The sequence below is a fragment of the Paenibacillus sp. Y5S-9 genome, assembly GCF_036894235.1.
In the GTDB taxonomy this organism is placed as follows: Bacteria; Bacillota; Bacilli; order Paenibacillales; family Paenibacillaceae; genus Paenibacillus.
In genome coordinates, this window is the sequence record NZ_CP145887.1 from 5,120,009 (window position 1) to 5,132,720 (window position 12,712).

The following is a 12,712-nucleotide window of genomic DNA, read 5'->3' on the forward strand; positions in this document are numbered from 1 at the left end:
AAATTAGATTCCTTCCATGCCAACTTTCGCGTTAGGTTTTGCCCGCTTTTTATGCGGTAACAATCCCGGAAACGAGAATTCTACAGCTGCTCACCATTGCTGGAGATTACGTTTTTGTACCAGTCAAATGAATCCTTTTTGGAACGTTTGAGTGTTCCGTTACCTTCGTCATCCAGATCCACGTAGATGAAACCATAACGTTTGGACATTTCGGAAGTGGACATACTCACAAGGTCAATCGGGCCCCATGCTGTAAATCCAATCAGATCCACGCCATCTTTGATGGCTTCTTTCATTTGTTCGATGTGTTTTTTAAGGTAATCCACTCGATAGGAGTCATGGATAGAACCGTCTTCTTCAACACGGTCATATGCACCCAGACCATTTTCTACGATGAACAATGGTTTCTGGTAACGATCCCAGAAGTTGTTCAGGGTTACGCGCAGACCGATCGGATCGATCTCCCAGCCCCAATCGGACGCTTCCAGATAAGGGTTTTTCACGCCGCCAGTCAGGTTACCCGATGTTTCTTCCTTGTCTGCGGATGCAGATTTGGTTACGGACATGTAGTAACTGAAGGAGATGAAATCAACGGTATTGTTCAGCAAGATCTCATCATCGCCTGCTTCTTTTTGGATCACGATGTCGTTTTCTTCAAAATAACGAGCCATGTAGTTCGGGTATTTACCACGAGCATGCATGTCCGTGAAGAAGAGGTTGATCTGATTCTCGTGTTGAGCCAGACGAACATCTACCGGATTACATGTTGCTGCATAGGTTTCCATACGAGCAAGCATACAACCCACTTGGGAACCAGGGATAATCTCGTGAGCAAGCTTCGTAACCAATGCACTTGCTACAAATTGATGATGCAGCGCTTGATAAGTTGTTTGCAGTTTGTTGTCCACTTTATCGATCAGAATGCCGCCGCCAGTGTACGGGCTGAACAGCATGACGTTAATTTCATTAAACGTCAGCCAGTATTTCACTTTATTTTTATAACGGTTGAACACCGTTTCTGCATATCGAACATAGTGCTGGATTACTTCACGGCCAGCCCAGCCGTTATATTTTTGCGTCAAGCCAAGCGGTGTCTCGTAGTGAGACAATGTAACAAGCGGCTCGATGCCATATTTCAACAATTCGTCGAATACTTCATCATAGAATTTCAAGCCAGCTTCATTTGGCTCTTGATCATAACCGTTCGGGAAAATACGTGCCCAGTGAATGGACAAACGGAATACTTTGAAGCCCATTTCAGCGAACAATGCAATATCTTCTCTAAAGTGATGATAGAAATCGATACCAAAACGTTTCGGGAACCGTTCTTCGATTTTGCCGGAGAGGATCTCTTCGATTCGGGAAGAGGAAATTTCCATGGCATGTCCGCCTGTACGCTTCTCCTTGGGAACATGAGCGATCATGTCCGCTGTGGAGAGGCCTTTGCCGTCCTTATCGAATGCACCCTCCAATTGATTGGCAGCCGTAGCGCCGCCCCATAGGAAGTTTTCGGGGAATCCTTTTTTTGCCGTGGTCATGAACAACAACCTCTTTTCGAAATTTATTTTGGTTTTTCCAGGTGAAACATTGTGTAATTTAGAGCAGAAAACAAGAAAAACCTAAACTCAAGGTAAAATAGCACCAAAAAAGGAGCTTTCATTTCACCATCAGTTTAGGTTTTGCCTGTCTTCACAGTTACAATCCATCAAAAGATGTTATTGCATATTCTGTTGTGTTTGCTCTTGTAATGTAAGCGTAACATATCTATTTTGCAAAATCAACTTCACTGGATCATATGATCGTTCGCACACTCTCAACATCGAAAAAATCAACGCGGCATACGCATAATCGCTGCCCTTAATGCCTGCGCTCCTTCCTCCGTTTCCAGGTAAACAGCGGGACTTTGGTCCCCTAAAGCCGGGATATCTTTCGCCATCCATTCAAAAGCGTACTCCCCCATTTCACACAAAAGCACCCGACTTATATCCGCCGGAATTCCTTGTAATCGCGCACGTTCTACCCACGCGGGGTCCAACTTTTGTCCAAGTTCTTCAAACAGTTCGGAAAATGAGTCCCAGCTTGCCTGATCAAACTCTCTTGAATAAATACCTTTCATACTCATGTAATTTCACTCCCCATATCGCCATTTGTAACCCTGTGGTCCTATTTAACACAATTCATCCTTAAGCCGCTTGAAACCACTTCTGTAACAGGTAGACTTAATTTTAAATGTTTTTCGGGGGAAAGAACAGTCTAGGAGGATTCAATAATGACTCATGAAGATAACACAGCTGGTTGGGATGCGATTGATCAATCCATGCGTGAATTGTATGGGGAACAAGAGCCAAAACACTACGGCACTGCCCTTCCGTATATGCTCGGTGGTCCTGATCCACTCGATGGCATTAGCGTTTATGAAGTGAACACACCTATGCCTCACTGGCATTTTGTCACCTATGGTTTCTCTGAATTATATGAAAAAGAGATGCAGGATGCATCCAAAAGCGGGTATGGATTCGAACTCACATTTCGTCTTACACGCACTGAAGAAGAAACTGAACCGCCAGCCTGGGCGCTGAATCTGTTACAGAATGAAGGACGATACGTCTTCAACAGTGGAAATATCTTTCAGCCAGGAGATTACATGGACGCTAATGGCCCCATCTGCCTGGAGTCCGATACTTTGCTGACTGCGCTCTCCTTTATAGAAGACCCGGATCTACCCGCAATCTCTACGCCTAATGGTTCAGTGCAATTTATTCAGATGGTAGGCATTACAGGTCGGGAACTGGAAATGATTCAAAGCTGGAATGCTCGTGGATTCCTGTCTGCCTCCTCCATGTTCATGCCCAAATATGTGACGGATCTGATGAGAAATTCGTACGTAGATATTCCTTCGGTTATACAAGCGGTTGAGGATGGAATTGAACAGGACGGGTCCAGCACAGCGTTTTTATTCATACAACAACTGGGCTGGGAGTCTCCTCGCAAAAAATTGCTGCAAAAATCGGTTCCGGCCAAACTCCAGCTCGGAGCCAAACAAGCTGTATTAGTTGGCACCATCCTTCGTAGCCGAATTTCGAAAGGTGCCTCTCTATCCTTGATCGGACCTGATATTAATATTCTGTTCGAAGCAGGAGAACAACCAGCCGTATTGGAATCGGACAGACAAGTTACCCTGACGGTGAACAAACAAATTGTTGAGGAGCTGGCAAAGAACCTTCGCCCGATAGAAGGAAGATTCGAGATAACTTCATTGGATCATATTATCATTCAGATTGTTAGAACAGAAATCAAGGACCAGGAAGGACACGTCATTCAAACAATTGGATGAGAACATTCTCAAGTTCGATATAAGAACTACCTTTCTATCTAACGACTGTGCAGCAAGGAGGAACAACATGCCTGCCATTAGATTTTCTACAAGACACGAAGAGTCCCCGACTTGTTCGCATGCAGCAGGAACGGCTCCGTTCGACTATTTACCAAAATCCAGTCTGGACAGGCTTCGTAAAAACAATCATTTCCTGATTCATGCATTCCAGAACAGTATCTCGGTTATCCAAGAGAATTTAACGGGCACTTATCTTTTTCTACTCACAGATACGGACGGTGTGTTACTCACCATGGATTACAGTTCAGATCTTAAAGCTTTAGTAGAACATTCCCCCATTCGTCCGGGCATGTTCTTCACTGCAAAGAGCTGTGGAGTTAACGCCATATCAGAAACGATGGATAACAATAAACCTGTACTGCTGCTGCCTGAGCAGCATGAAAGTCCTTATTTTCAAAGCTGGCATTGTTACGCCGCACCTCTGTCCATGGGATCGCAACATTTTGGTTATCTGGATGTGTCCACCATTAACGCGGATATGCAGGGTGAACTGATTGCTATTGCCAAGTTGATTCCTGCATATATGCAGAACTGTTATCAGAGTCAACAGACTGCTCAACTGTGCGACAAACCGGCAGTGGAGTTCACCGAGCGTCAGTTAACCATCCTGGAGATGATCGCCGGAGGCCTCACGGTAAAAGCCATTGCTTTGAAATTAAAGATCAAGGAATGCACCGTGAATCATCACAAAAAAGTGATTTTCAACAAATTAGGTGTGCAATCCAGCACAGAAGCTGTTTCAATTGCCAGCCGAATGTCTTATGTATAGAAGACCCCTATAGATTCCTATAGGTAGTATATGAGAACGTTTGTGCTACAATTTAGGAAACAGGCAACATGTAGAGAGAGAAAAACAAACACACACATTTCAGGAGGGTAATATGACAATTCCAAAAAAAGCTTCTTTATTCGCCATGCTCATTATGATTATGCTGGTTGCCGCCGCTTGTGGTGACAAGGCAGATAACACAACTGCAACAGAAGAACCTGCCGCGACAGAAACAACGACTGGCACTGATTCCGAAACAGCAAATACGGAAGAGACAGATAACACAGAACCAGCAAGCGAAGAGTCCAAGGAAACGGATAATTCCCAAGACGTTGAGCTGGGGACTACAGAAAAAGGTTCTTATACCAATGACTACTTTGGCGTATCTCTGAAATTCCCGGAAGCATGGGAGTTCCAGGATGCTGCAGGCATGAATGAGCTGACAAGTGCTTCATCCGAAGCGATTGCTGGTGATGATGAAACGAAGAAAAAACAAATTGAACTGTCTCAGACCAAAACATTGAATCTGCTTATGGCTTCAAAGTACCCATTGGACGGAGGTCAAGTTGGCCCATCCGCTATGGCCATTGCTGAGAAAGTAAGCTTGTTGCAAGGCATTCGTACAGGTAAAGACTACCTGGAAGCAACCAAAAAATTCATGGTGGATAGCCAGTTCCCTTACGATTATAAAGAAATGACAACGGAAACCATCGGTGGTAAAGAGATGGATCTGATGCAAATCACGATGGATCCAGGTGACGGTTCAACCGTTACTCAAGATTACTATAGTACAATTATTGAAGGATATGCTTTCAACTTCATCTTCACTTACATTGATGATAAGACCAAAGCCGAGATTGATACCATCAAAAAATCGGTTCAATTCAAATAATCGCTTTTGATTACTGCCATTATACGAAGATATAACTCAACCCCGATAACGATCTGTGGAGATCATCGTCGGGGTTCTTTTGTATTTGAAAAAGACTATATCTTGCACTAACTAACTAGATATTGCGACCCAATGTCCATCCGTGACTTCTACCCACTTGGAATGTTCGAGATTATAACGGTCCTCTACTTCAACATTTTCTCTTGTTGTTTCTTTGACAACATGTCTCTTTTTCTTCGCTTCTACCGCTGGGTCAGGCACAGGAATAGCAGACAGCAATGCCTTGGTGTAGGCATGTTGCGGGTTGGAATAGAGTTCTTCACTCTCGGCCAGCTCCACAATTTTCCCGTTATACATGACAGCCACTCGATCACTGATATGTTTAACCATGGACAAGTCATGCGCGATGAAGAGATACGTCAATCCGAGTCGCTGCTGCAACTCTTCAAGCAATTGTACGATCTGAGCCTGTATCGACACATCCAGTGCAGACAACGGTTCGTCACATACGATGAATTCCGGCTCCACAGCCAGAGCCCGCGCTATACCGATTCGCTGTCTCTGTCCACCCGAGAATTCATGAGGATAACGCTGCGCATGGGTAGGATCAAGACCCACCATCTCCAGTAGTTCCTCCACCCGCTTCTCCCGCTGAGATGTTGTACCTGCAAGTTGATGAATATCAAGCGCTTCTCCAATGATATCCATAATCCTCATTTTGGGATTCAAAGATGCATAGGGGTCTTGGAAAATAATCTGCATATGTCTGCGCATCGTTTTCATCTCTGAAGCTGACAGACGATTGAGCGGGACTCCTTTAAACAGTACATCTCCACCTGTTGGCTCATGCAACCGCAGAATCGCACGCCCCGTGGTTGATTTTCCGCTGCCGGATTCCCCTACAACGCCGAGTGTCTCTCCTTGACGAATATGGAAACTGATATCATTCACAGCCTTTAAGGTGTTGCCTTTCCCCAGATTAAAATGTTGTCTGAGCGATTTCACCTCAAGCAACGGCTGATCATCCTCCAGATCTCTCGGGACCAATGATACCGGTTTGGGCTTTTTCTTCTGATCCAGACGTGGTAATGCATTCAGAAGTCTAATCGTATACGGGTGTTTGGGATTAGCAAAAATCTCTGTTGTAGTCCCAGTTTCCACAATCTGTCCTTCTTTCATAACAACAACCCGATCACACATGCCTGCCACTACGCCCAGATCATGCGTGATCAGAATAATCGATGTACCCAGTTGATCTTGCATATCTTTCATCAAATTCAGAATCTGTGCCTGAATCGTAACGTCCAGTGCGGTTGTCGGCTCATCGGCAATGAGTAATTCAGGACGACAAGCAAGTGCAATACCAATCATGACCCGCTGACGCATGCCTCCGGAGAATTCGTGTGGATACTGGTTGTAGCGTATTTCACTGCGAGTTATCCCCACCCGCTCCATCATCGCAATCGCCTGCTTCTTCGCTTCCCTTTTGGACACCTTCTGGTGTTTGATCAGACTCTCGGAAATCTGTTTACCCACTTTAATAGTCGGATTAAGAGAACTCATCGGGTCCTGAAAGATCATGCCAATATCACGCCCACGGATGCTCTCCATCTCTTTCTGCGTTTTATTGGCCAAGTCGACCCCTTTAAATAGAATCTCTCCATTTTTCATCTGCGAAGGCGGCGATGCAAGCAACCTCATAATGGAACGTGCGGTTACACTTTTTCCACTTCCCGATTCTCCTACAATGCCCAGCGTCTCGCCTTTTCGCACTTCAAAACTCACTTCACGCACTGCCTGAAACTCACTCTCTCCAGAATGAAAAGAGACAGATAGATCATTAACTTTCAGTAAAGGTTCCATATCATCACCAGCTCTCATCCGTTTTTTCACATTCACTCATCTCATATGTATACCATTTAATTCCTTGACAATTGTTTAGACCATAAATAATATATACTATATCAATCGGAATAATGCAATTTAAACCTGAATGAAAGGAGGCACGCTTGGTTTGAATCTTGCAGAAGGCAGCAGACTCTCGCGGTTGGTGCACAATTTAAGTTTTATTTATGGCAAAATGCTGCTTCATCCTTCCTACCGATATGTTCTGTTCATTCTTGGATTACCGATCAATCTGGTCGTGTTTCTAATATGGCGTTCGAATCGAAAAAATGACGGCTGGGTAGCTGCCAGGCAGACGGCTGAGCAAGAACTGCTTGCTTCTTCCTACCGGAACAAGCTGAAGTTGGAAGTGGAAGATCAGCTGCGGCGCAAACATCGTTTCTTCCAGCAACAGGTCAGTGAGGAAGAATTCAGACGTCAGACCGAGGAATGGTTGGAAGAAACGGTTCAGAAAGAGTTGAAGGAGCGGACTTCTCGTATACTTCAGGAACAGGGAAGTCAACGTCTTACGATGGCCGATACATTCCACACCCTTATCGACAAACCATGGTTTTTCGCGATATCGATTATTCCCGGCTGTCTGATGTATGGCATCCTGTTTTTGTATGGAAATCCTTATCTAAAGTACATATTTGAAAGAATACTGATGACGGTATTTGTCATTCTGGGCGTAGCAACACTCGTATTTACGATTTTGTATCTGTCTCCGTTCAACCCGGCAGCTAACATTCTCGGAGAGACAGCAACGCAGGAACAGATTGCAGCATTCAATCAGGTGTATGGCTTGGATCAGCCTTATCTTACACAGCTCTGGAACAATATTAAGGGAGTTGCTCTCTTCGACCTTGGCAAGTCTTTTGCAGGAAATGAAGACGTAACAGCAACGATTGCAAGGAAGTTTCCGATTACATTGACCCTCGCGGTCATCTCCCTGCTGTTAGCACTTGTCATTGCATTACCCATCGGTATCATCTCAGCGATTAAGCCTAATTCATGGTTCGATTATACGTTTATGTTCATCGCTCTGATTGGATTATCAATCCCGAATTTCTGGCAAGGACTTATTTTCATTCTGAACTTTTCGATCAAAATGCAGTGGCTTCCCGCCACCTTCAACCCGCAGAACTGGCTGTCGATCATTATGCCAACCATTGTGCTGGGTACTGGACTCACAGCTGCAGTGGCCCGGATGACCCGGTCTTCAACACTGGAAGTCATTCATGAGGATTATGTGATGACTGCCCGCGCCAAGGGGTTAAGCGAACGTCAGGTCATGCTGAAACATGCTGTACGTAATGCATTGATTCCAATTGTAACGGTGGTTGGACTTCAATTCGGAGCCATGTTAGGCGGGGCAGCGGTAACGGAGAAAGTGTTTAATATCAGCGGTCTCGGCAGCTACATTGTGGATAAGCAATTTATCCCCGATATTCCGAGTATCATGGGCGGAGTAATCTACACAGCCATTACGATCTCCATTATCAATGTAGCGGTTGATCTGCTCTACGCTTTTATTGATCCAAGAGTGCGCTCCAAGATGAAACAATATTAAAGTGTGTTGAACTACCTCTTAAAGCAGGTGTATTATGACAAACTCGTCCTTAACACAAGAAATGCGTTTCCGGCTTAAGTCTTCTCGAGAATACAGTCAGGCCAGCTTCGCCTGGATCACGTCCCTTCTCTTGACTGCATTGTTGCTGTTCAACAGTTATGACTGGAGCGGGCAGACGTTCAAACCATTTCTGCTAACGATACTTGGGATCTATGTATTCTTCACACTGGTCCAAAGTGTCATCACCCTTCGGATTCGAAAAGACTTGATCCGTACCGGTACGGTCACTGCTCTGACTCGCAGGATCGCCTGGGTTCAGCTGTTTTCTATCATTTCTGGCAATATATTTATCGTAACGGCAGCCTTTCATCTGATTCGAAAAGCGAGGAATGTGGAGTATACCTTTGCGGTGTATATGCTGTTAACTCAGTTGTTCGTCATCGGTGTATCCGCATTAAATGTTTTCAAACCCTATGTGGCTGACAACTTTCTTCCGGCTATGGCAGTACTGATATTTATTCTGGTCATCGACCTGGTCGTACTGTTTATCGTATCCCGATATAACGCGACCTCTATCCTCCCTCGCTGGATGATCGGTGTCAGTGTAATACTGATTCTGACCTCGATCACTGGTAATGTATTTGCACTATTGCTCGGCATTTCCATCATTGGACGCATTCGCAGACAGGGGAAACAAAAATCAAACTTCTGGAACGATCTGTGGGAGCGCCTTGCTCCGAATATGACTGCCATGTCCGGTTTGTTTTTTATCATTTTTCTGTTCTCGATATCGATCTGCAGCTTTTTTACCTTTGACTACAGCATGGCTGTGGAAAATAACTACTCGGCTCTGCTTCAACCCCCTTCCCTCGCGTATCCCTTGGGAACGGATGACTTCGGACGATGTCTATTTTCCCGGATTGTATTTGGTGCCCGGATCTCCTTAATCGTAGGTTGCATGTCGACCATCATTCCTGTATTGATCGGTGGAGTCCTCGGAGCATTCTCCGGCTTCTACGGAAGGCATACGGATAACATCATCATGCGGCTGCTCGATATTCTCTATGCCATTCCGGGAATTCTGCTCGCTATTGCCATTATTGCGGCGTTTGGAGCCAATACGGTCAATCTCATTCTGGCGCTGAGTCTGGGTTCGATTCCAACTTACGCCCGTACGATGAGAGCCAGTGTACTCTATGTATCTACTTTTGAATTTGTGGAAGCTGCACGTGCACTGGGGTACAACAATCGTACAATTATTTTCAAACACATTATTCCCAACTCCCTTGCGCCCATGATTATCAAGTCCACACTCACGATTGGTGGAGCTGTTATCGCTACCAGCAGTTTGAGTTACCTGGGACTCGGCGTGGAGCCGCATATTCCGGAATGGGGTAACATTCTGAAGCTCGGCAGTACATACCTGGAAACCCACTCTTATCTGGCGATTTATCCAGGCTTGGCTATTATTCTGCTGGTCCTTTCGTTTAACTTCCTCGGTGACGGTCTGCGTGATGCGCTTGATCCCAAGCTGGAGAAGGCCTAAACGATTTGTTGAAATGAATGATATAGAAAAAAGAAATCACACATCACACATTCAAGATATGGAGGGTAATCCCATGAAAAAACGTACACTGATCTCATTACTATTAATTCTCGTCATTGTGATTTCCGGCTGCAGCGTAAAAACAAAAACCGAATCCCAAGCTGAGACCGCACCAGCGGACGCAACAGAAACTGCACAAAAACCGGCAGACATTGAACTGCTCGCCATGAGTTCTTCCGAAAATGATGTAAACATTGTCCGCGACCAACTGACCAAAAACGGCTTCGATGTGAAGCTGAACCTGCAGCCGGATTACGGCAGCTTCAAATCCCAGCAAGATGCAGGGAATTATGACATTGCCTTGTCCAGCTGGACAACGGTAACGGGAAATCCCGATTATGCGGTACGTTCCCTTTTCAAAACAGGTGGAGATTACAGTATCCTTGCAGATGCGGAACTTGATAAACTCATCGATCAGGCAGCTACTCAAACTCCAGATGAATACAAAGACACGTACAAACAATTGGAAGATCGCTTGGTAACGGATCAGGCGTATATCGCGCCTTTGTACATTTCCCTGAAAAGTCAGGCTGTGAACAAAGACATTCTGAATGTCGACACGGTTCGTCTCTCCAAATCCCGCGCCATGGCTTGGGAACCGATTGAGTTCAAGGACAGCTCCAAAAATGCCACAGACCCGTTGATTCTGACGCAAAGTGCATCCGTACTGACTTCCCTTGATCCAATCAAAGGAAACGACGGCTCCATCAACCAGTTGAACACCAATATGTATGTACGTCTCGTTAACTTGACGGATGACGATCAGCTGACAGCAGATGGATCACTGTCCCATAACTTTAGTATTGCTGAAGGTAATTCGGACTACTACTTCATTCTCAGAGACGATATCAACTTTGCAAAGATTGATAACAAAAAAGCTGTAGATACAGTAGAACGTGTCGGTGCAGATGATGTGATCTTCTCCTTAGATCGTGCTAAAAATAAAGATTCCGTTCCGGATCACCGGACATACAGTCTGCATGAACACATCAAAGAAGCTGAGGTTGTAACGGATCTGAGTGCATTGCAATCCATCAAACAATCCAGCGGTAACGGCACAATTCTCGAAGCATTGGAACAAGGATTGGGCAACAAAATCACAGAACTTGTGACGGACAAAACCAAAGCAGATAATAGCGCAGGTAAATATCAGGTCGTTAAACTGACAACAACTGAACCTTTCCCGCAAGTACTGAACTACCTGGCTCACCAATCTGCGGGTATCGTGTCCAAAAAACAGGTGGAGAGCATCAACACATATGATGTAGCTTCCTTTGACGTCAACAAAGATATTCCTTACGGTGACCAGAACACGGTGACTGAAGGCGCAGCATACAATAACACCCTTTATACTAGCGGACCTTATATTTTGTCTTATAAAAATGACTATGAAGCTGTATTCTTGCAAAATCCGGGATACCGCAAAGGCACTGAATATGCACCAAAAATTGCTCAGGTCAATGTCCGGTTCATCGCGGATGCAGACAGCGCCCTCTCTGCTCTTCGCAGCAGTGAAATCCACTTATACTACGGTGTACCTGAAACCAAGTATGACATCATCGAAAATGACAGCAAGCTGAAACTGCAAAGCATTCCAAGTAACGCCGTTTCTTATCTCTTGTTTAACACAGCCAATCGTGATGTTGCCAAGAGCAGCGACTTGAGAAAAGCAGTGCTTTACTCCATTAATCAAGATGAAATTTTGAGTTTCTACAAGAACAACAAACTCAAAGCATACTCTACAGTAAGCCCGCTCGTTCAGACCGGGAATGAATTGAAAGCTGATCCTGCAAAAGTAAAAGAATTCTTGAGTAACTACAACGCCTCCAAGTAAACGAATACCAAAAAGGCTGTCACTGGATCATCTACCGATCCTGGTGACAGCCTTTTGTTATTCTTCCAGCACACGGCAATCTGCCAGAACATCGGGATAATTTCGCATGCTGTCCGCATCAGTAATTTTGCGAATAACTTTGCACGGTACGCCTGCTGCAAATGAATGTGGTGGAATATCACGAGTCACGACACTCCCTGCTCCGATCACACAGCCGTCTCCAATCGTTACGCCCCCGCACACTGTGACGTTTGCCGAGATCCATACATCGTTACCAATCGTGACCGGTTTGGCATAACATAGCGACTTCACATCACCGTTCTGGTCCACCATCTGTCTCCGCTCGCTGGCAATCATGGGGTGAACGGGGGTAACAATCGTAACGTTGGGTCCAAAACTGGTATAGTCCCCAATCGTCACTTGCGCGTCGTCTTGTATCGTCAGATTGTAATTACCGAAGAAGTGGTCGCCTATCCGGGTATGCACACCATAATGAAAGAAGATGGGGCCTTGCATGAATCCACCTTCACCGATCTGCCCCAGTAGCTGTTGCAATATCTGATTCCTTTCCTCAGTCTGTTCTTCAAAGGTCTGACTGTAACGCTGACTGAGATTATGGGCCCGCCTTTTGATGGTCTTTAATTCGGGATCACTTGGACTAAACAACATGCCCTGCATGATTCTCTCTTCTTCACGCATCATGAATCCTCCCCTACAAGAGTTAGCTAATAAAATAAAAGCCACAGACATCGCCTGTGGA

Annotated in this window: 10 protein-coding genes; 6 read left to right on the forward strand and 4 right to left on the reverse strand. The window is 45.2% G+C overall.

Features of this window, described 5'->3' with window-relative positions; genetic code table 11:
• Positions 1–80 precede the first annotated feature (80 nt).
• Positions 81–1,538 (reverse strand): glycoside hydrolase family 1 protein, encoded by a 1,458-nt coding sequence (locus V6669_RS22510; protein WP_074096040.1) that lies wholly within the window; start codon positions 1,536–1,538, stop codon positions 81–83.
• 290 nt (positions 1,539–1,828) lie between these two features.
• Entirely contained in the window at positions 1,829–2,122 is a 294-nt protein-coding gene (locus V6669_RS22515) for an antitoxin Xre/MbcA/ParS toxin-binding domain-containing protein (protein WP_338588156.1), read from the reverse strand.
• Between the two features lie 147 nt (positions 2,123–2,269).
• Between V6669_RS22515 and V6669_RS22520 the strand changes: the two genes are divergently transcribed.
• From V6669_RS22520 to V6669_RS22530, 3 genes are all read left to right on the forward strand, one after another.
• On the forward strand, positions 2,270–3,334 hold the full coding sequence (locus tag V6669_RS22520) for a suppressor of fused domain protein (RefSeq protein WP_338588157.1): 1,065 nt from the start codon (positions 2,270–2,272) through the stop codon (positions 3,332–3,334).
• A gap of 67 nt (positions 3,335–3,401) precedes the next feature.
• Entirely contained in the window at positions 3,402–4,163 is a 762-nt protein-coding gene (locus V6669_RS22525; RefSeq protein ID WP_338588158.1) for a LuxR C-terminal-related transcriptional regulator, read from the forward strand.
• 112 nt (positions 4,164–4,275) lie between these two features.
• A complete protein-coding gene (locus V6669_RS22530; RefSeq protein ID WP_338588160.1) occupies positions 4,276–5,055 on the forward strand; it encodes a hypothetical protein in 780 nt (259 codons plus the stop codon).
• 111 nt (positions 5,056–5,166) lie between these two features.
• Here the strand turns inward: V6669_RS22530 and V6669_RS22535 are convergent, their stop codons facing one another.
• A complete protein-coding gene (locus V6669_RS22535; protein WP_338595014.1) occupies positions 5,167–6,918 on the reverse strand; it encodes an ABC transporter ATP-binding protein in 1,752 nt (583 codons plus the stop codon).
• Positions 6,919–7,048: 130 nt separating this feature from the next.
• On the opposite strand from V6669_RS22535, the gene V6669_RS22540 reads away from it, so the two are divergent.
• The 3 genes from V6669_RS22540 to V6669_RS22550 all read left to right on the forward strand — a co-directional run bounded on the left by V6669_RS22540 (position 7,049) and on the right by V6669_RS22550 (position 11,952).
• Positions 7,049–8,512: an ABC transporter permease subunit gene (locus tag V6669_RS22540; protein ID WP_338588162.1), complete on the forward strand. Its 1,464-nt coding sequence runs from the start codon at positions 7,049–7,051 to the stop codon at positions 8,510–8,512.
• 34 nt (positions 8,513–8,546) lie between these two features.
• Entirely contained in the window at positions 8,547–10,058 is a 1,512-nt protein-coding gene (locus V6669_RS22545; RefSeq protein ID WP_338588163.1) for an ABC transporter permease, read from the forward strand.
• Positions 10,059–10,131: 73 nt separating this feature from the next.
• Entirely contained in the window at positions 10,132–11,952 is a 1,821-nt protein-coding gene (locus tag V6669_RS22550) for an ABC transporter substrate-binding protein (protein ID WP_338588164.1), read from the forward strand.
• Positions 11,953–12,009: 57 nt separating this feature from the next.
• On the opposite strand, the gene V6669_RS22555 is transcribed toward V6669_RS22550, so the two are convergent.
• Positions 12,010–12,654: a sugar O-acetyltransferase gene (locus V6669_RS22555; RefSeq protein WP_338588165.1), complete on the reverse strand. Its 645-nt coding sequence runs from the start codon at positions 12,652–12,654 to the stop codon at positions 12,010–12,012.
• Between the last annotated feature and the right edge of the window lie 58 nt (positions 12,655–12,712).

Coding starts and splice junctions, on each gene's coding strand:
- V6669_RS22515 (WP_338588156.1), bottom strand. CDS start 2,122: ATGAGTATGAAAGGTATTTATTCAAGAGAGTTTGATCAGGCAAGCTGG.
- V6669_RS22555 (WP_338588165.1), bottom strand. CDS start 12,654: ATGATGCGTGAAGAAGAGAGAATCATGCAGGGCATGTTGTTTAGTCCA.
- V6669_RS22520 (WP_338588157.1), top strand. CDS start 2,270: ATGACTCATGAAGATAACACAGCTGGTTGGGATGCGATTGATCAATCC.
- V6669_RS22535 (WP_338595014.1), bottom strand. CDS start 6,918: ATGGAACCTTTACTGAAAGTTAATGATCTATCTGTCTCTTTTCATTCT.
- V6669_RS22530 (WP_338588160.1), top strand. CDS start 4,276: ATGACAATTCCAAAAAAAGCTTCTTTATTCGCCATGCTCATTATGATT.
- V6669_RS22550 (WP_338588164.1), top strand. CDS start 10,132: ATGAAAAAACGTACACTGATCTCATTACTATTAATTCTCGTCATTGTG.
- V6669_RS22510 (WP_074096040.1), bottom strand. CDS start 1,538: ATGACCACGGCAAAAAAAGGATTCCCCGAAAACTTCCTATGGGGCGGC.
- V6669_RS22540 (WP_338588162.1), top strand. CDS start 7,049: ATGAAAGGAGGCACGCTTGGTTTGAATCTTGCAGAAGGCAGCAGACTC.
- V6669_RS22545 (WP_338588163.1), top strand. CDS start 8,547: ATGACAAACTCGTCCTTAACACAAGAAATGCGTTTCCGGCTTAAGTCT.
- V6669_RS22525 (WP_338588158.1), top strand. CDS start 3,402: ATGCCTGCCATTAGATTTTCTACAAGACACGAAGAGTCCCCGACTTGT.